This window comes from Kitasatospora sp. NPDC091276 (assembly GCF_040684355.1).
Classification (GTDB): Bacteria; Actinomycetota; Actinomycetes; order Streptomycetales; family Streptomycetaceae; genus Kitasatospora.
Map to the genome: position 1 here is coordinate 12,302 of NZ_JBFBFU010000008.1, position 18,765 is coordinate 31,066.

The window sequence follows — 18,765 nt, forward strand, 5'->3', positions numbered from 1 at the left end:
TATGGGGCCCGGCCCGGCCACCGGCCAACGAGTGAGCGTGCGCGCCCGTCACTGCGGCCTGGTGCGGGCCCAACTCTGCGTGCCCGGCGCCTTGATCTCGATCTGCGCGGCCGACACGGGCTGGGGCGCGGGCACGGCCTGGACCGTCTGAACGGCCTGCACGGCCTGCACGGCCTGCGGGAGGGTCGGGGGCAGCACGGGGGGCAGCACCGACGGGAGGGTCGGGGGCAGCACCGGCGCGATGGCCTGCTGGACCACCGGCTGGACGGCCTGCGGCAGCACCGGCTGGACCGGCAGGCCCTGGCCCCCCTGCACCGCGTGGAGGGCCGACGGCAGCCGGCCCGGTGGGGGGACCAGCCGCTCCACCGGCGGGGCGCCGGTGCGGTGCACCCGCAGCCAGGCGGTGGCCTGCTCGGCCGGCAGCGCCGCCGACACCAGCCAGCCCTGGACGGCGTCCACGCCCATGCAGTGCAGCCGCTCCCAGGTCTCGTCGTCCTCGACGCCCTCGGCGACCACGGTCAGGCCCAGCGAGTGGGCGAGCTCCACCGAGCAGCGCACCACCGCCGCGTCGTGGTCGTCGGCGACCATCCGGGAGACGAAGGAACGGTCGATCTTCAGCTCGCCGACCGGCAGGCTGCGCAGCCGCACCAGCGAGGAGTGGCCGGTGCCGAAGTCGTCCAGGGACATCCCGACGCCGTAGCCGCGCAGTTCGGCGAGGGTGTCGGCGGCCCGGCGGGAGTCGTCCAGCAGCAGCCGTTCGGTGATCTCCAGCTGGAGCGCGTGGGCCGGCACCTGGTGGCGGACGAGGTGGCCGGCGACGCGCTGGGCGAAGCCGGGGTTGAGCACGTCGCGCGGGGAGACGTTGACCGCGACCTGCACCTGGAGGCCCTGTTCCCGCCAGTAGGCGAGCTGCCCGACGGCGGCCTCCAGCACGTAGTCGGTGAGCCGGGGCATCAGGCCGCTGGACTCGGCGAGCCCGACGAACTCGTCCGGCGAGACCCGGCCCTGGCCGGGGCGCTCCCAGCGCAGCAGCGCCTCCAGGCCGACCACCCGGCCGTCGAAGGCCACCTTGGGCTGGTAGTGCAGCTGCACCTCGCCGGTCTCCAGGGCCCGCCGCAGGTCGCCGAGCAGCCCTATCCGGTACGGCGTGTCGGCGTCCTGGGTCTCGTCGTACTGCGCGACGCCGCTGCAACCGCGCTGGGCGTGGCCCATCGCCACGTCGGCGCGGCGCAGCAGCGCCTCGGCGTCCTGGGCGTGCTGCGGGTAGACGCAGACGCCGGCGCTGGCCTCCAGCACGAGCAGTAGCCCGTCCAGCCGGATCGGCGCGGCGAGTTCGGCGATCAGCGCCTTGGCGACCCGCTCCAGGCTGTCCGGGCAGTTGATGCCGGGCAGCAGCACGGCGAACTCGTCGCCGCCCATCCGGGCCACCATCGGACGGCCGCGTCGGTAGTTCCGGGGCAGGCCCGCGAAGACGTCGTCGATGGACTCCCGGGTGGCGCTGCCGGCCGGGCCTCCGGAACGCAGCGCGCGGTGCAGCCGGCGGGCGATGTGCACCAGCAGCCGGTCGCCGGCGGTGTGGCCGAGGGTGTCGTTGAGCGATCGGAAGCGATCGAGATCGAGCAGGATGAGACCGACGCTGTAACCTTCCGCGCGCTCCGCGATCGCCTCCTGGGCGGCCATCAACAGGGCCTGACGGTTGGGCAGATCCGTCAGCGGGTCGGTCAGCTGGTCACGGGCGCGGTCGCGGGCGATCCGCCAGGCGGCGACCAGCACCGCCAGCGGCACCGCGAACAGCGGCAGCAGTTCGGGCTCGTACCGGTAGACCAGGACGGCCAGCGGGATGAGCGGCGCGGCACCGGCCAGCAGCACGCCGAGCAGCAGGACCGCACCTGCCACCCCCTGCGGCGGGCGTGTGGGCGCACCGCCGGTCGTACGATCCATAAGCCCTGTCCTCCGTCGGGCCCGCCCCGTCAGGCCGCCTTACGGTGAGGCACCGTGCCGGTACCGACAGCTGCCGGGCATGGAGCGACCCCGCGGAGCACCGGCTCAGCCGGTGCCCCCACCCCTGCTGACACTCTGTTGCGCTCCAGGGTATGCCGGGGTCCACCCGGTGGGCAGACTTTCGGACAACCGGAAACGCGCCACCGCGCCCGGGTGTCGCACAGTGACACAATGCCCGCTTCCACGGCGCGACACCCGGTGACGTTGCATCAGGACGATAACAAGACGGGCTCGGTCACGCTCCGCTCGGGTCGGCCTCCGGAGCGGCCTCGGCGGGGGCCTCCCCGACCTCGGGCAGGCCGAGGTGGGCACGGGCCGCGGCCGGTCCGTCGGCGAGCAGCACGGCGAAGCCGGCGTCGTCCAGGACCGGCAGTCCGAGCTGAACGGCCTTGTCGTACTTGGACCCTGGGTTGTCACCGGCCACAACAAAATCTGTCTTCTTCGATACCGAACCGGTCACCTTCGCGCCGCGCGAGGTCAGCGCCTCCTTGGCCCCGTCCCGGGTGTGCCCGGCCAGGGTGCCGGTGACCACGACGGTCAGGCCCTCCAGCGGGCGCTCCGCCTCCTCCTCGTCGGCGGGCTCCTCGGTGAAGCGGACGCCGGCCGCGCGCCACTTCTCCAGGATCTCCCGGTGCCACTCCTCCTGGTACCACTCGACGACGGAGCGGGCGATGATCGGCCCGACCCCCTCGACGGCGGCCAGCTCCTCCTCGGTGGCCGAGAAGATCCGGTCGAGGTCCCGGAACTCCCGTGCCAGCTCCTGCGCCGCGACCGGCCCGACGTGCCGGATCGAGAGGCCGTTGAGGAAGCGCCACAGCGGACGTTCCTTCACCCTCTCCAGATTCTCCAGCAGCACGCCCGCCGTCTTCTTGGGCTCGCCCTTCTGGTTCGCGAAGAAGGTGGCCTTCTTCTCCTTGCCGGTGCGGTCGTCCAGCTTGGGCATGCCCGTCTTCTGGTCGCGGACCAGCACCTCGATCGGCAGCAACTGCTCCATCGTCAGGCCGAAGATGTCGCCCTCGTCCCGCACCGGCGCCTCTGCCGGCTCCAGCGGCTGGGTCAGCGCGGTCGCCGCGACATAGCCCAGGCCCTCGATGTCCAGCGAGGAACGGCCGCCCAGGAAGGCGATCCGCTCGCGGATCTGCGCCGGGCAGAACTGCGCGTTGGGGCAGCGCAGATCGATGTCCCCCTCGGACATCGGGCGCAGCTCGGCCCCGCACTCGTGGCAGTGCGAGGGCATCACGAACTCCTGCTCGGTGCCGTCCCGCAGGCTCTCCACCGGGCCGAGGATCTCCGGGATGACGTCACCGGCCTTGCGCAGCACGATGGTGTCGCCGAGCAGCACGCCCTTGGCCTTGACGACCTGCTGGTTGTGCAGCGTCGCGTACTGCACCATCGAGCCGGCCACCTTCACCGGCTCGGCCAGCACCGCGTACGGGGTGGCCCGGCCGGTGCGGCCGATGCCGACCTTGATCGCGGCCAGCTTGCCGGTGACCTCCTCCGGCGGGTACTTCCAGGCGATCGCCCAGCGCGGGGACTTGGAGGTGGAACCGAGCCGCCCCTGCAGGGCGATCTCGTCCACCTTGACCACGACGCCGTCGATCTCGTGCTCGACCGAGTGCCGCTGCTCGCCGAAGTGCTCGATGAACGCCCGCACCTCGTCGAGCGTCCCGACCACCTTGTTGTGCCGGGCCGTCGGCAGGCCCCACGCGCGCAGCAGGTCGTAGGCGTGCGACTGGCAGTCGATGTCGAAGCCGACCCGGGCGCCGATGCCGTGCACCACCATGTGCAGCGGACGGGACGCGGTGACCAGCGGGTCCTTCTGGCGCAGCGAACCGGCGGCGGCGTTGCGGGGGTTGGCGAACAGGTGGACCAGCGCCTGCGGACGCCTGCCCTCCTTGGCGCGCTCCTCGTTCTCCGCCCGGCGGCGCTCGTTCTCCGCCGCCAGCGAGGCGTTCAGCTCCTCGAAGGCCTCGGTCGGCAGGTAGACCTCGCCGCGGATCTCGACCAGCTCGGGCAGGTCGTCGCCGGTGAGCTGCTGCGGGATCTCCTTGATGGTGCGGACGTTGGCGGTGATGTCCTCGCCGACCCGGCCGGTGCCCCGGGTCGCGGCGAGGACCAACTGGCCGCGCTCGTAGGTGAGGTTGACGGCCAGGCCGTCCACCTTGAGCTCGCACAGGTAGTGGTAGTCGATGCCGTCCAGCTCGCGGGCGACCCGGTCCGCCCAGGCCGCCAGCTCCTCGTCGTCCATGGCGTTGTCGAGGCTGAGCAGCCGCTCGCGGTGCTCGACCTTGGTGAAGCCCTCCGCGACGTCGCCGCCGACCTCCTGCGTCGGCGAGTCCGGCGTCACCAGGGCCGGGTGCGCGGCCTCGATCGCCTCCAGCTCGCGCATCAGGACGTCGAACTCGGCGTCGCTGACGACCGGGGCGTCCTGCACGTAGTACCGGGCGCGGTGCTCGGTGATCTCCACGACCAGCTCGGCGTGCCGCCTGCGCACCTCCGCAGGGACGTCCTCCCAGCCCTCGACAGCCACCACCGCAAGCCCTCCTACGTTCTCATTCCGGGTTGTCCACCAGGCTCTGCGCCGCTCGCGCCGCAAGCGACAGCGCCTTGCGCGCGTACGCCGGGGACGCCCCGGCCAGCCCGCAGGTCGGCGTCACCAGCACGCGGCGGCCCAGCAGCTCCGGGGCGAACCCGAGCCTGCGCCACAAGGTCCTGACACCCTGGACACTACCGGCCGGGTCGGACACCGCCTGGTCAGTGGAGGGCACGACACCAGCGAGGATCGCCGTGCCCGCCTCGACCGCCTCGCCCAGGTCGTCGTCGTCCCGCTCGGTCAGCAATGAGAAGTCCAGCGAGACCCCGGCCACACCGGCCCGGCGCAGCAGCGGGATCGGCACGTCCGGCGCGCAGCAGTGCACGACGACGGGCGCGTCCAGGCCCCGGATGACCTCGCGCAGCACCTCCTCGGCGACCTGCCGGTCCACCGAGCGCAGCCGCTGGAAGCCGCTGGCGGTCTTCACCGAACCGGCCAGCACGGCGGGCAGCGAGGGCTCGTCGAGCTGGAGGACCAGTTGGGCGCCCGGGACCCGACTGCGGACGTCGGCGAGGTGGCGGCGCAGGCCCTCGGTGAGCGAACCGGCGATGTCCCGGCAGGCGCCGGCGTCGGAGAGCGCCTTCTCGCCGTACTTGAGCTCGATCGAGGCGGCCAGCGTCCACGGCCCGACGGCCTGCAGCTTGAGCGCGCCCTGGTAGCCCTGGGTGAACTCCTCCAGCGCGTCCAGGTCCTCGCGCAGCCAGGAGTGGGCGCGCCGGGTGTCCCGGCCGGGGCGGTCGGCGAAGCGCCAGCCGCTCGGCTCGGTCTGCGCGAACAGCTCGACCAACAGGCCGGCGCCACGGCCGATCATGTCGGCACCCGGCCCGCGGGCGGGCAGTTCGGGCAGGAACGGCAACTGCTCCAACGCCCCGGTGGAGGTCTTGGCGGCCTCCCGGGCGTCGGTGCCGGGCAGCGAACCGACGCCGGTGGCGGCGCCGCGCAGGTCGGGGAAGGGCTGTGGGGTGCTCACCCGCCCGAGCCTAGTGCGCGGCGCCGCGCGCGTTTCAGCGCCCCGGGCGGACGGTGATGTCGGTGAGCTCCGCGTCACGGGAGGCGTCGAGGGCGGCGAGGATCGCCTTGGCCACCGACTCGGGGGCGATCCAGCGGTCCTCGTCGTAGGCCTTGCCCTCCTGCTGGTGCACCTTGGCCTGCATCGCGGTGGCGGTGCGGCCCGGGTAGACCGAGGTGACCCGGACGCCGTTCGGGTGCTCCTCCTGGCGCAGCGCGTCGGCCAGCGCCTTGAGGCCGTGCTTGCTCGCCGCGTAGGCCGACCACTCGGCATGGGCGGACAGCCCGGCACCGGAGTTGACGAACACCACGTGCCCCTTGACCAGGCGCAGCGAGGGCAACAGGAGCCGGGTCAGCTCGGCGGGGGCGACCAGGTTGACGTTCAGCGTCTCCTGCCAGGCCTTGACCGACAGGTCGCCGACCGTGCCCAGCTCGACCATGCCCGCGACGTGCAGCACGGAGTCCAGCTCGACGGGCAGCGCCTGGTGGCCGAAGGCCCAGGAGAGCTTGGCCGGGTCGCCGAGGTCCCCGACCAGGGTCTTCGCCCCGGGGAAGCGCTCGCGCAGCTCGGCGGCGCGGCGGGCGTCGCGGGCCAGCAGCCAGAGGTCGTCCCCGCGCTCGGCGAGGCGTTCGGCGAGGACGGCGCCGATGCCGGAGCCGGCGCCGGTGATCAGATGAGTGGCCATGGTGGTGATCCTCTCAGGCCTTGAGCTGCGCGAAGACCTCGGCCGGGGTGTCGGCGAACCGGATCAGCTCGGCGAGCGGGCGGGGCAGGAAGCCCTCGGCGTCCATCCGCTCCATCTGCGTGCGCAGGCCCGTGTAGAAGCCCTCGGTGTCCAGGACGACCACCGGCTTGTCGAACATGCCGTGCTTCTTGAGCTCCAGCACCTCGGTCACCTCGTCGAGGGTGCCCAGCCCGCCGACCAGCACGACGATCGCGTCCGCCCGGGACGCCAGCTCCGCCTTCCGCTCGGCCAGGTCACGGGTCATGACGAGCTCGTCGGCGCCGACGTACCCCTTGTGCTTCAGCATCTCGACCAGCACCCCGACGAGCTTCCCGCCGGCCGCCTTCACCTCGTCGGCCAGCAGCCCCATCAGCCCGGCGTTGGACCCGCCCCACACCAGGGTGTGGCCACCTTCGCCGAGGAGCCGCGCGAACTCGGCGGCGGGGGCGGTGTAGCGGTCGTCGAGTGAGTACGCGGAGCAGAAGACTGTGATGTTCATAGTGCCATCTGGTCTATCACGCCCCGGCGCACTCACTCACCGGCTTTAGGCCTTGGCCAGCCTCCTCCGAGCATCATGTCGTCCTCTCCGGAGGGTGTGCCGGCGGCCGCGGCGAGTTGCCGATTCGGCCTTCGGGCTGCTGAGAGCTGGAAGCAGTCCACTCTCCCGGGCCCGGGCAGTCACGTTGTCCCGTGCGAGGAAGCCGCGCAGCCGGCACTCCGAGTATGCCAGGAGCGTTCGATCCGGCCGGGTCGACAGGACGATCGCCCCCTTGGCCGACGCTGCCGCTCACGTGCAGGAGGCCAGGATCCCCCGGCCCGGGTGGGCATGTCGGTCCGAGAGGACACCCAGGACGGCGACCAGAGCGGCGGCGAGACGATCCGCGGGGTCGGCGCCGGGTGGGTTCTCGGGCCGGTGGGACGCCAGGCGGGCGGCCAGCCAACCCGGCGACGCCCAGCCCGCCCGGACGGCCATGGCGGTGAACCGGCGCAGCAGGTCGTCCTCCGGGACGGCGCGGGCGGGCTCCTGGAGGTCGGGCGGCAGGTGCTCGGTCATCCGCTCCCAGCCCGTGGGGTCGGGCGGCGGCGGCAGCGGTGCCGGTGCGGGCTGTTCGCTCGCGCGCGGAGTGGTACCCGTCACTACAACAGCAACCATCTTCTTGTCCTGGTAAGGGACTTCCTGGTTGCGTCCGCACGTGCGGAGCGACGAGCCCGCACGTGCGGATTTGTCCGGCTCCGCACGTGCGGACTTCCGTTCGCCGCAGCGCGGCCTCGGCAGCGCCGCAGGTGCGGACTTCACCGACTCCGCACGTGCGGACTTACCGGCGGCGCAGCGGAGTTGCTCCTGCTTGACGCGCCGGGCGTCGGCGCGCAGGACGGCGAGGGCGGCGTCCCAGTCGGGGACGCCGCCCAGGGGCACGGTGACGGCGTAGCCGCGAACCCGGGTGCCGGAGGGGCCGTGGACGAGGGCCATGACCCCGGCCGCCTCGGCGGCCCGGTAGAAGCCGGGGACGGAGTCCTTGGAGACCCGGCAGGCCCGGGAGAACCAGAGGTTGGACGGCGGGCAGTGGAGGTTGGTCCCGTCCGCGTCGGCCTTCTGCGCGGCGTGCATGAGGAAGAGGACGAAGGACGGCCCGAGGGACTTCCAGGGCCCACCGGTCGGGACGCTCTGCATCCACTGCCCGATGCGGACCCGGAACTCGTTGGCGGGCGGGGTGCCGGTGGGGCGGGAGAGGGCGAGGGCTTCGGTGGTGACGGCGACGGGCACGTTCGGCCTTTCGTGGCCGATATGCGAGCCGGAGCGCGTCCGGGCTGGCATACTGGCCGAGGTGTTATGCGCGTGCGCCGGAACCGCCAAGTTTACGGGCGTACGCGGGAATGGCCACCGCCCAACTGGGCGGTGGCCATTGCAGTTTACGCCGACAGATCAGCGGATTTGACGGACAGTCATGAATTCACTGCGGCGAGTGCTCGCGCATGAGTTCGGGATGCACGCTACGCGAGGTAGGCCTGCTGCCACTCCAGCGAGGTCATCGACAGTGCCGCCTCGGCGAGTTGGCGGACGGACTCGGTCTTGAGGCTGCCGAGACTGCTGTCGATCCAAGGAGTGCTCCGCGATGGTCTCGGGATCCTTCACCCCGGCGATCCACCAGCCCGACCGCTTCGCCCGCTTGAGCATCCCCGCCTCGAAGAGGTACCCGCCGCGCCCTTTGCCTGCCGTTCTCAACCATGGCCGTCCTTCTCCTGTCCCGGATCCATCACCACGTCTCCACCCCGTCCCGCAGATACCGTGAGCCGCCATCCGCGATCGCTCTCACAGCCGCGTTCAGCCGGTTCCGCTGGCGGGTTCGCAGCCGGTCGGCGGCCTCCGGCGCGGACAGGAAGACGGCCTCGGACAGTTCGTCGTCGTGCGGCCGCACCCGCGCGGCCAGGTCGGACGAGAGGGTGCCCGCGTCGAAGATGAACGCGATCTGGTCGTCCCACGGGCCGTGCGGGGCAACCCAGTCCACGACCAGCAGGCGGTGGACCGTGATCTCCGGGCCCAGTTCCTCGCGCAGTTCCCGCACTGCGGCCTCGTCCGGCGACTCATTGGCCTCAGCCATCCCTCCGGGCAGGTCCCAACCCTCCTTGTAGGTCGGGTTGACGGTCAGGATGCGACCAGCCTGGTCGCGCAGGATCACGTCCGCAGAGACGCGCTTGCGAGCCTGCCGGGCATTGCCCTCGGCGAGGTAGGCGTGCCAGGCATCGGTGTCGGTGGGTGCGGGTCTCACGTCGAACCTCCCCGAGGCGACGGGATGATGTCGGCGAGCAGGAGCAGCCGGGCTCTGCGCGCCTCATCGAATCGTGCCAGGTATTCACGCACCGGGCCGTACTCGCGGTACCGCCCGAAGAGTTCACCGAGGCCATCCATCCGATGGACGACTCGGCATCAGCCGCCCTGATCCATCCACGGGAGCGAATCCTGATGTCTCCACTCACCGCTTTGCCGACCAAGTTGATCGGCTGCACTGGGGAAACGCTGCTGACTGCCGTCGCTACACCGGATACCGCTCGCTTCACCACACCGACGACCATCCGCCTGCCGTACCAGGCCGAGTCGGTGGGCGCCGCGCGTCGGTTCGTCGTGGCGAAGCTGCGGGAGTGGGGGTCGGACGATCTGGTGGACGATGCCTCCCTGATCGCCAGCGAGTTGGCCACCAACGCCGTCAGGACCGGCTGTCAGACACGCATGATTGTCGCCGTGCCGCCGCCCGAGCGACCGAATCATCCGCATCCTCGTCGGTGACGGCTCTTGCTCGATGCCCGTGATGATCCAGGCCGGGCCCGACGCCACGTCGGGTCGAGGCTTGGCGATGGTCCACCGGCTCACCCAGGGCCGTTGGGGCGCCAGCCCCCGCCCGTTCGGGAAGGTCGTGCACGCCGACCTCCCGACGCCCAAGCCGACCTCTCCGTGAGCCGGCAGCCGCCGGACGACACCCCCTACAGCCGGATCATCGCCACCTGCTCCCTGCTGGAGATCCCTCCCGCATGGCTGGAACAGACGGCCCCCGGCGGAATCATCGTCGCCCCGTTCGGCACCGAGTACGGCGGCGAGCAGATCATCCGTCTGACCGTGAACGACGACGGGACCAGCGCGAGCGGCCAGTTCACCCGAGGCTCCGCGTTCATGCGACTCCGCCACCAGCGCACGGACCGGCCGTCGTTCGACGCCTACCTGCACGGGAAGGAGTGGCCAGCACACGGGGTGCGGAGCACCACCAGTCTGTCCCCTCGGGCCACGGGCGGGTGGTTCGAGCAGTTCGTCATCGGATCCGGCGTACCCGGTACGTTCTGGCGGACAGAGCGCTACGACAACGACGCCTACACACTGTGGCTCTACAGCCGCGACACCCTCTCCTGGGCCTCCGCCGACTACGAGCGCGACCGCACGAGGTACGAGGTGTACCAGTCCGGCCCCCGAAACCTCTGGGATGAGCTGGAAGCGGCCTACCGGTGGTGGGCGGACCAGGGCCGCCCCGGGTACGAGCGGTTCGGCCTGACGGTCACCTTGGAGGGCCAGCACGTCTGGCTGGACTCCCCGGGCAACCCCGTCCCGCAGCACTGAGCGAGCCCGGCCGTCCGCACCGGACGGCCGGGCACTCGGAGCCGGACTACGCCCGGACTGCCGGGCGCTCGGTGGTGGCGATGGTGGCCGAGCCGACGACGCGGGTGCCGTCGTACAGCACCACGGCCTGGCCGGGGGCGATGCCGCGCACCGCACTGTCCAACTGCACCCGCAGCTCGCCGTCCACGACCGACGCACTCACCGGCACCTCCTCGCCGTGGGCGCGCAGTTGGGCGGTGTACCGGCCGTCGGCGAGCGGCTCGGTGCCGCACCAACGCGGCCGGATCGCGGTGAGCCCGGTGACGTCCAGACCCTCCAGCGGGCCGACCGTGACGGTGTTGTTCACCGGCGAGATGTCGAGGACGTAGCGGGGCTTGCCGTCCGCCGCCGGGCGGCCGATCCGCAGGCCCTTGCGCTGGCCGATGGTGAAGCCGTACGCGCCGTCGTGCTCGCCGAGCTTGGTGCCGTCGGCGTCGAGGATGTCGCCGGTGGCGGTACCGAGGTGCTTGGCCAGGAAACCCTGGGTGTCGCCGTCGGCGATGAAGCAGATGTCGTGGCTGTCCGGCTTCTTGGCGACGGCCAGGCCGCGGCGCTCGGCCTCCTCGCGGATGACGTCCTTGGTGGTGTCGCCGAGCGGGAACAGCGAGTGGGCGAGCTGGTCGGCGTCGAGCACGCCGAGGACGTACGACTGGTCCTTCGCCGCGTCGACGGCGCGGTGCAGCTGGCGCTCCCCGGACGGCAGGTCGACGATCCGGGCGTAGTGGCCGGTGCAGACCGCGTCGAAGCCGAGCGCGATCGCCTTGTCGAGCAGCGCGGCGAACTTGATCTTCTCGTTGCAGCGCAGGCAGGGATTGGGGGTGCGGCCGGCCGCGTACTCGGCGACGAAGTCGTCGATGACGTCCTCGCGGAAGCGCTCGGCGAGGTCCCAGACGTAGAACGGGATGCCGATCACGTCGGCCGCCCGCCACGCGTCCCGGGAGTCCTCGATGGTGCAGCAGCCGCGGGCCCCGGTACGGAACGACTGCGGATTGGCGGACAGCGCCAGGTGGACGCCCGTCACCTCGTGCCCCGCTTCGACGGCGCGGGCGGCGGCGACGGCGGAGTCGACGCCGCCGGACATCGCCGCGAGCACGCGCAGACGGCCGGTGGACGGAGTGGTCGGGGCACCCGGGAAGTCAGTCATGGTGACTACAAGAGTACGGGGCCACCGTCCATGCCCGGCCGCGCCAAGGAACTATCGCCGCACCGAGGCCAGCCCCGCGTTGTGGGCGCGCTGGACGGCCGGGGCGAGCGCCTCGACCAGCGCCGTCACGTCCTCGCGCACCGAGGTATGCCCGAGCGAGAACCGCAGCGAGGCCCGGGCCAGCGCCGGGTCGACGCCCATCGCGAGCAGCACGTGGCTGGGCTGCGGCACCCCGGCCGAGCAGGCCGAGCCGGTGGAGCACTCGATGCCCTGGGCGTCGAGCAGCATCAGCAGCGCGTCGCCCTCGCAGCCGGGGAAGGAGAAGTGCGCGTTGGCGGGCAGCCGCCCCTCGGCGGCCGGGTCGCCGTTGAGCACCGCGGCGGGGACGGTGGCCAGCACGGCGGCGATCAGCTCGTCGCGCAGCGCGCCGAGCACGACCGCGTGCTCCGGTTGGCGCTCGACCGCGAGGGCCGCGGCGGCGGCGAAGCCGGCGGCGGCCGGCGCGTCCAGGGTGCCGGAGCGGACGTCGCGTTCCTGGCCGCCGCCGTGCAGCAGCGGGACGGGCGCGGCGCCGCGCGAGAGCAGCAGCGCGCCGATGCCGAACGGGCCGCCGATCTTGTGTCCGGTGACGGTGAGCGCGGTGAGCCCCGACTCGGCGAAGGAGACCGGGACCTGCCCGAGCGCCTGCACCGCGTCGGCGTGCATCGGGATGCCGTACTCGGCCGCGACGGCGGCGAGTTCGCGCACCGGCTGGACGGTGCCGACCTCGTTGTTGGCCCACATCACGGTGACCAGCGCGACCGAGTACGGGTCCCGCTCGATCGCCTCGCGCAGCGCCTGCGGGTGCACCCGGCCGAGCGGGTCGACCGGCAGGTACTCGACGTCGGCGCCCTCGTGCTCGGAGAGCCAGTGCACCGCGTCCAGCACCGCGTGGTGTTCGACCGGGCTGCACAGCACCCGGGTGCGGGCCGGGTCGGCGTCCCGGCGGGCCCAGTACAGGCCCTTGACGGCGAGGTTGTCGGACTCGGTGCCCCCGCCGGTGAGCACGATCTCGCTCGGGCGGGCGCCCAGCGAGTCGGCCAGCGACTCGCGGGCCTCCTCGACCACCCGGCGGGCCCGGCGGCCGGCCGCGTGCAGGGACGAGGCGTTGCCGACCACCCCCAGGTGCGCCGACATCGCGGCGATCGCCTCGGGCAGCATCGGCGTGGTCGCCGCATGGTCCAGGTATGGCATAACCATCCGATTGTAGAGGGCACTCCCCGGGCCCCGTCCCGGTGTGCGCACCGATCCGGCCACCGGGCGTCCACCGGACGACTCCCGGGTGTCTCGCCCGGCCGGTTCCCGGACCGCGCGCCCACCGGACACCGGTGTCCGGCACCCGTTTGACCCGCCGCGCGGCCGAGCGGTTAGCCTGACGAACGCTTCCCGCGGACGGGCCCCGGCCCGGCCCGCGGGCACGGCCCGGGATCACGTCCCACTCTCACTTCCCATCGGCGCGGACAGGAGCGGTGCGCCATGTCGCAGTCGGTCGACCGCGCCCTGACCCTGCTCGGGTCGCTCGGCGACGGGCCGGTCTCCCTGGAGCAGGCCGCGACCAGCATCGGGGTGCACAAGTCCACCGCGCTGCGGCTGCTGCGCACCCTGGAGGAGCACGGCTTCGCGCAGCGCCAGCCCGACCTGCGCTACCGCCTCGGCGGCCGGGTGCTGTCACTGGCCCACCGGGCGCTGGAGGAGATCGACGTCCGGCAGGTCGCCGCGCCGTACCTGGCGGCGCTCAACGCGCGCTGCGGCTACACCGTCCAGCTGGCCGTGCTCCAGGACGGCGAGGTGCTGTACCTGGACGAGGTGGCCGGGAGCTGGGCCGGGCCGGGCACCGCCCGGGCGTCCCGGATCGGGCGGCGGGCGCCGGCCGGCGGGACGGCGATCGGCCGGGTGCTGCTGGCCGGGCTGCCCGAGGACGGCACCCCCGACGAGGAGTTGCCGGCCGAACTGGCGGCGGTGCGACTGCGGGGCTGGGCGGCGGAGTCGGCCGAGCACCGGGAGCCGGTGACGTGCGTGGCCGCGCCGGTGGCGGGCAGCGGCGGCCGGACGGTCGCGGCCTGCGCGCTGAGCGCCCCGGCGAGCCAGGTGCCGCCGGCCGAACTCGCCCGGATGGTGCCGGAACTGCTCTGCACGGCGGAGGCGATCTCGCTCGCGTACGGCGGCTCGCCTACTCCTCGCTGGTGCGAGAACCGTTGCGGTGCCAGGCCCTCGGGGCGCGCCAGCCGTACTTCAGCGCGAGCATCCGCAGCCCGAAGGCGGTGAGCGCGGCGGCGGTGCCGGTGGCGCCGGTCAGCCGGTCGACGCCGATCAGCACCGCCACCAGGGCGGCGCCGACCAGGGCCGGGACGGCGTAGATCTCCCGGTCCCAGCGCAGCAGCGAGGGGATCTCGCCGGCCAGCACGTCGCGGATCACCCCGCCGCCGGCCGCGGTGACCATGCCGAGTGCGACGGCCGACACCGCGCCGAGCCCGTAGTCGTGCGCCTTGGCGGTGCCGGTGACGCAGAACAGGCCGAGGCCGAGGGCGTCCAGGGTCTGCACCGCCCGGTTGATCCGCTCGACCTCGGGGTGCAGGAAGAACACCACCAGCGCGGCGACCAGCGGGGTGATGAAGTACCCGAGGTTGCTGAACGCCGCGACGGGCGTCGCCCCGATCACCAGGTCCCGGATCACGCCGCCCCCGAGCGCGGTGACCTCGGCCAGCACCGCGATGCCGAAGATGTCCATGTTCTTGCGGACGGCGAGCAGCCCCCCGGAGAGGGCGAAGACGAAGATGCCGACGAGGTCCAGCGACTGCTGCACGTCGGAGGGGAAGATCTGCGAGGTCACCGAACAACTATGCCCCGTACGAAACCCTCCCCCCCTCCGCGTACGGCCGCGGTCCGTGGCCCCGCCTCGGGCGCGCGGCCCGGGCGACGACCGCCGCCGGTCCGGACACTCTGCGCAGAGTTGACGTGAACACCAAATTTCGACATATTCGCGAAATACTGCGGGTCGTACGGTATGGAGAATACAATTCGCATTTCCCTCCCGAATTCGATGCACCCTTTGCCCGGGTTGGCTGGTTTGGGAAATTGATCCCGGAAATAACTCATGGACGGGGCCGAATGCCGGTGGTAGTTTCATTTCCATCGAGAGAAGCACTGGGGCTTCGAACATGAACAACCGGAGAGGAGACTTCCGTGCGCTACAACGACTGAAATCCCTGATGCCGATTGCACCGGCATCCCCGATGTCCGAACGTCGACAGTCCGCGCCAACGGCCGGGACATTTAGCTCGGGTAGGTGAATTTCCATGCGTTACAACGACTAATTATATTGCCCGAACCGCGGCAGAGCCCGGTATCGTCGGCGAGAATTGGCGCCGGACCCGGAAGCGTCCGGGTCCGGCGCACGCTCTTGGCCCAGCGGGAACATGGGCCTCATAGGCCGTTCAAGAATCCTAGGAATTGTCCATGAAACTCCCGGTCCGCTATGACCCCCTCGACAGCTCCACTCTCGCCGATCCCTATTCGGTCTACGCGGAGCTGCGCGCGTCGGAGCCTGTGCACTGGCACGAGAAGATGCAGAGCTGGGTGCTGACCCGGTACCGCGACTGCCAGATGGTGCTGCAGGACCCCGCGGTGTTCGCGACGGACTGGCGGCGTGCCGGCGAGTCGGTCTCCGAGCCGTGGCTGAGCCTGCAGACCCTCGACCCGCCGGACCACGGCCCGCTCCGCAGCCTCTTCATGAACGCCCTGCGCGCCCAGGACCTGGAGGCCGTCGGCGAGCAGGGCGAGGCCCTCGTCGGGTCGCTGCTCGACGGCCTGGAGGGCAGGGCGGAGTTCGATCTCATGTCGGAGGTCGTCGAGCCGCTCGCCCTGGCGACCATCTCGGAGCTCATGGGCATCGAGCAGCCGGACGTCAGGACCTTCGCCGCGATATCGGACGCCATCGTGCGGAGCATGGACGCCGGATTGGCGCCCGAAACCGCCGGGGAAGGAATCGAGACCGGTGCGGAACTCAGGAAACTCGGCATCGAGGCGCGCGGCCGACTGAGCGAAATGGTCGAGTCCTGGTTCACGGCCAATCCGCGCCCCGGGCTGCTGGCCCATGTCGCCGGCAACCGCGCCGAGGTGGATGTCGCCGATTCCTTCGTCCGGAACACGGTGCGGGTCGTCTTCCAGTCCGGCTACAGCTCGATCGTCGCCGGTGCCGGAAATGCCATGCTGGCGCTGCTGGAGAACCCCGACAAATTCGAGGCGATGCGCGACCCGGCGCTGCTGTCGAGTGGTTTCGACGAACTCATGCGCTACGACGCGTCGGTTCAGGGGACCAGCCGCATCGTCACCGAGCCCGTCGTCGTCGGATCCGTCCAGCTCAAGCGCGGAGACGTCGTCGTGGTGCTTTTCGGCGCGGCAAACCGCGATCCCGAAAAATTCACCCGTCCCGACGAAATCATTCTGGACCGGACACCGAATCAGCACATGGCATTCGGCCGGGGCCCGCACACCTGCGTCGGAAACCTGTTCACCCAGGTGACGCTGCAGGCGCTGATCAAGGCCATTCTGCGGCGCCCCACACGCCTGCGGATGGCCGGGGAGCCACTGCGCCAGCGCACCGCGACCATGCGCTACCTGGCGACGTTGCCGGTCGCCTTCCAGGCGGCTGCCGCCACGTGACGAAAACGGATACGACGGCTCCCCCGACCCGGACGAGCGCTGCCCGGCTGGCCCTCGCCAGGGCGGTCCCGCCGGCCGGGCCGGTGCGCGGACTGACGCTGTCCACGTTCCTGACCACCCTCGGGGACGGGCTGTTCGCCACCGTCAGCGTGCTGTTCTTCACCCGGGTGGTGGGTCTGCGGATGGTGGACGTGGGCGTCGGGCTCACGGTTGCCAGCCTGGCCGGCCTGCTGGCGGCCCTGCCGATCGGGCACCTCTCCGACCGCATCGGGCCGCGGCGGGTCCTGCTCGTCCTCACCGTCGCCGCGGGGCCGGCGGTGCTGTGCTACCTGGCCGTCGGCTCCTTCTGGCCGTTCGCCGTCACGGCGTGCGCGGTGGGCGTCGTGCAGCGGGGATGCCGCACGGTCCTGCCCGCCCTGGTGTCCCTGATCGCCTCGGCCGAGGAGCGGGTGACCGCGCGCGCGCACCAGCAGGTCGTGAGCAACATCGGGATCTCACTAGGCGCGGGAGCCGCCGGCCTGGCCCTGTACCTGGACACCCGGGCCGCGTACGAGGCGATGGTGGTCGTCGCGGCACTGGCCTACGCGGGGTCGGCCCTCGTGCTGAACCGGATGCCCGTACGGCATCCGCCTCCCGCGCACGTCGAGAAGCAGCCGCTGGGGGCAGCGCTCAAGGACCTCCGATACCTGCGGTTCACCGGGCTGAACGCCGTGCTGTCGCTGAACGGCGCCCTCATGGAGATCGCCGTTCCGCTGTGGCTGGTCACCCACACCAAGGCACCCGCCTGGCTGTTCAGCGCCCTGATCGTCCTGAACACGGTCCTGGTGGTGATCTTCCAGGTCCAGGTGAGCTCCAAGGGCAACGACACCACCCCGGGCCTGTGGGGGCGGATCTCCCGCCTCGGCGGGTTCTTCCTCGGCTGCGCCTGCCTGCTGTACGGCGTCGCAGGCTGGGGGAACGCCCTGGTCGCGACCGGCATCCTCGCCCTGGGGATGATCGCCCACACGTGGGGGGAGATGTACCAGGTCTCCGGCGAATGGGGGCTCAGCTTCCAGCTCGCTCCCGAGCACGCCACCGGCCAGTACCAGGGCGTCCTGGCCATCGGCCGCGGAGCCGCCAACGTGGCCGCGCCGGTCGCCCTGGTCGCGGTCGTCGGGGCCGGTCAGTACGGGTGGGTGGCGCTGGCGGCCGTCTTCCTCGCGGCCGGGCTCGCGATGCCTGCGGCGACCCGGCTGCCCGCCGGCAAGGGCCCCGACCCTGACGCGTGATCAACACCGCACCGCCTTCACCGGGATGAGGGCCCGGACGCCACGATGCGCCGCACCGGAACGACCGGCTGATCAAAGCCGGTGCTCCGGTGCGGCGCATCGTGCGCGTGGGCCCGCGCCCTACTTCCCCTCGCCCAGCTCGGGGAAGTGGCACGCCACCTCGTGCCCGGTCTTCAGTGCCGTCAGCGGCGGCTCCTGGCCGGCGCAGACGTCCTGGGCCTTCCAGCAGCGGGTGCGGAAGCGGCAGCCGCTGGGCGGGTTGATCGGCGAGGGGACGTCGCCCGTGAGCAGGATCCGCTCGCGGCCGGCCCGCTGGCGCCGGCGCGGGTCGGGCACCGGCACCGCGGACATCAGCGCGTTGGTGTACGGGTGCAGCGGGCTCGCGTAGAGGGAGTCGCGGTCGGCGATCTCGACGATCTTGCCGAGGTACATCACCGCGACCCGGTCCGAGACGTGCCGGACCACCGAGAGGTCGTGCGCGATGATCAGGTAGGTCAGGCCGAGTTCGCGCTGGAGGTCGTCCAGCAGGTTGACCACCTGGGCCTGGATGGAGACGTCCAGGGCGGAGACCGGCTCGTCCGCGATGATCATCTTCGGCCGGAGGGCGAGTGCCCGGGCGATGCCGATGCGCTGGCGCTGGCCGCCGGAGAACTCGTGCGGGTAGCGGTTGTAGTGCTCGGGGCTGAGCCCGCACAGTTCCAGCAGTTCCTGGACGGCCTTCTTGGTGCCGCCCTCGGGCTCCACCTTCTGCAACCGGAACGGCGCGCCGACGATGGTGCCGACGGTGTGCCGCGGGTTGAGCGAGGAGTACGGGTCCTGGAAGATCATCTGGATGTCGCGGCGCAGCGGCCGCATCGCGCCGACGCCCAGGTGGGTGATGTCGGTGCCCTCGAACTCGACCTTCCCGCCGGTCGGTTCGTCGAGCCGGGTGACCAGTCGGCCCATCGTCGACTTGCCGCAGCCGGACTCGCCGACGACCCCGAGCGTCTCACCGGCGTTGACGGTGAAGTCGATGCCGTCGACGGCCCGCACCGCACCGGTCTGGCGGCGCAGCAGTCCGCCGCGGATCGGGAAGTGCCGGGTCAGGCCGGTCACCCGGAGCAGCGGCTCGCGGTCGGGGGCGGGCGCGGGCGCGGTGGCCGTGGCTGCCTGAGTGTCCGTCATCGGTTCTCTCCAGAAAGGTG

The 18,765-nt window shown here is 71.9% G+C and carries 16 protein-coding genes; 5 read left to right on the forward strand and 11 right to left on the reverse strand.

Going from position 1 to position 18,765, the window contains the following annotated elements:
* Positions 1-48: 48 nt before the first annotated feature.
* From AB0O19_RS12150 to AB0O19_RS12180, 7 genes are all read right to left on the reverse strand, one after another.
* Entirely contained in the window at positions 49-1,941 is a 1,893-nt protein-coding gene (locus AB0O19_RS12150; RefSeq protein WP_363619255.1) for a bifunctional diguanylate cyclase/phosphodiesterase, read from the reverse strand.
* A 295-nt stretch (positions 1,942-2,236) separates the two neighbouring features.
* Complete coding sequence (gene ligA / locus AB0O19_RS12155) at positions 2,237-4,531, reverse strand: NAD-dependent DNA ligase LigA (protein WP_363582162.1); 2,295 nt, start codon at positions 4,529-4,531, stop codon at positions 2,237-2,239.
* 22 nt (positions 4,532-4,553) lie between these two features.
* Positions 4,554-5,564 carry a methionine synthase gene (locus tag AB0O19_RS12160; protein ID WP_363619256.1) on the reverse strand — a complete coding sequence of 337 codons (1,011 nt, stop codon included), beginning with the start codon at positions 5,562-5,564 and terminating at the stop codon, positions 4,554-4,556.
* Positions 5,565-5,598: 34 nt separating this feature from the next.
* Positions 5,599-6,288: an SDR family oxidoreductase gene (locus tag AB0O19_RS12165; protein ID WP_363582130.1), complete on the reverse strand. Its 690-nt coding sequence runs from the start codon at positions 6,286-6,288 to the stop codon at positions 5,599-5,601.
* 13 nt (positions 6,289-6,301) lie between these two features.
* On the reverse strand, positions 6,302-6,826 hold the full coding sequence (locus tag AB0O19_RS12170; RefSeq protein WP_363619257.1) for a TIGR00730 family Rossman fold protein: 525 nt from the start codon (positions 6,824-6,826) through the stop codon (positions 6,302-6,304).
* A 288-nt stretch (positions 6,827-7,114) separates the two neighbouring features.
* On the reverse strand, positions 7,115-8,092 hold the full coding sequence (locus AB0O19_RS12175) for a hypothetical protein (RefSeq protein WP_363619258.1): 978 nt from the start codon (positions 8,090-8,092) through the stop codon (positions 7,115-7,117).
* A 490-nt stretch (positions 8,093-8,582) separates the two neighbouring features.
* Complete coding sequence (locus tag AB0O19_RS12180; RefSeq protein ID WP_363619259.1) at positions 8,583-9,095, reverse strand: NUDIX hydrolase; 513 nt, start codon at positions 9,093-9,095, stop codon at positions 8,583-8,585.
* 143 nt (positions 9,096-9,238) lie between these two features.
* Between AB0O19_RS12180 and AB0O19_RS12185 the strand changes: the two genes are divergently transcribed.
* Positions 9,239-9,610 (forward strand): hypothetical protein, encoded by a 372-nt coding sequence (locus AB0O19_RS12185; RefSeq protein ID WP_363619260.1) that lies wholly within the window; start codon positions 9,239-9,241, stop codon positions 9,608-9,610.
* 165 nt (positions 9,611-9,775) lie between these two features.
* The gene (locus AB0O19_RS12190; RefSeq protein ID WP_363619261.1) at positions 9,776-10,429 is read left to right on the forward strand and encodes a hypothetical protein; all 654 of its coding nucleotides are present in this window, start codon (positions 9,776-9,778) and stop codon (positions 10,427-10,429) included.
* 46 nt (positions 10,430-10,475) lie between these two features.
* On the opposite strand, the gene mnmA is transcribed toward AB0O19_RS12190, so the two are convergent.
* Together mnmA and AB0O19_RS12200 are read right to left on the reverse strand one after the other, a co-directional pair.
* Entirely contained in the window at positions 10,476-11,612 is a 1,137-nt protein-coding gene (gene mnmA / locus AB0O19_RS12195; RefSeq protein WP_363619262.1) for a tRNA 2-thiouridine(34) synthase MnmA, read from the reverse strand.
* A gap of 51 nt (positions 11,613-11,663) precedes the next feature.
* Complete coding sequence (locus tag AB0O19_RS12200; RefSeq protein WP_363619263.1) at positions 11,664-12,845, reverse strand: cysteine desulfurase family protein; 1,182 nt, start codon at positions 12,843-12,845, stop codon at positions 11,664-11,666.
* A 282-nt stretch (positions 12,846-13,127) separates the two neighbouring features.
* On the opposite strand from AB0O19_RS12200, the gene AB0O19_RS12205 reads away from it, so the two are divergent.
* The gene (locus AB0O19_RS12205) at positions 13,128-13,916 is read left to right on the forward strand and encodes an IclR family transcriptional regulator (RefSeq protein ID WP_363619264.1); all 789 of its coding nucleotides are present in this window, start codon (positions 13,128-13,130) and stop codon (positions 13,914-13,916) included.
* On the opposite strand, the gene AB0O19_RS12210 is transcribed toward AB0O19_RS12205, so the two are convergent.
* Positions 13,822-14,481 (reverse strand): trimeric intracellular cation channel family protein, encoded by a 660-nt coding sequence (locus AB0O19_RS12210; RefSeq protein ID WP_363582106.1) that lies wholly within the window; start codon positions 14,479-14,481, stop codon positions 13,822-13,824. The genes AB0O19_RS12205 and AB0O19_RS12210 overlap by 95 nt on opposite strands.
* Before the next feature lie 626 nt (positions 14,482-15,107).
* Here AB0O19_RS12210 and AB0O19_RS12215 point away from each other — a divergent pair.
* Positions 15,108-16,313, forward strand: coding sequence for a cytochrome P450 (locus AB0O19_RS12215; protein ID WP_363619265.1), 1,206 nt, complete (start codon positions 15,108-15,110; stop codon positions 16,311-16,313).
* A complete protein-coding gene (locus AB0O19_RS12220) occupies positions 16,310-17,581 on the forward strand; it encodes an MFS transporter (protein ID WP_363619266.1) in 1,272 nt (423 codons plus the stop codon). Before AB0O19_RS12215 ends, AB0O19_RS12220 begins: the two co-directional genes overlap by 4 nt.
* 120 nt (positions 17,582-17,701) lie before the next feature.
* On the opposite strand, the gene AB0O19_RS12225 is transcribed toward AB0O19_RS12220, so the two are convergent.
* Positions 17,702-18,745: a dipeptide ABC transporter ATP-binding protein gene (locus AB0O19_RS12225; RefSeq protein ID WP_363619267.1), complete on the reverse strand. Its 1,044-nt coding sequence runs from the start codon at positions 18,743-18,745 to the stop codon at positions 17,702-17,704.
* Positions 18,746-18,765 lie beyond the last annotated feature (20 nt).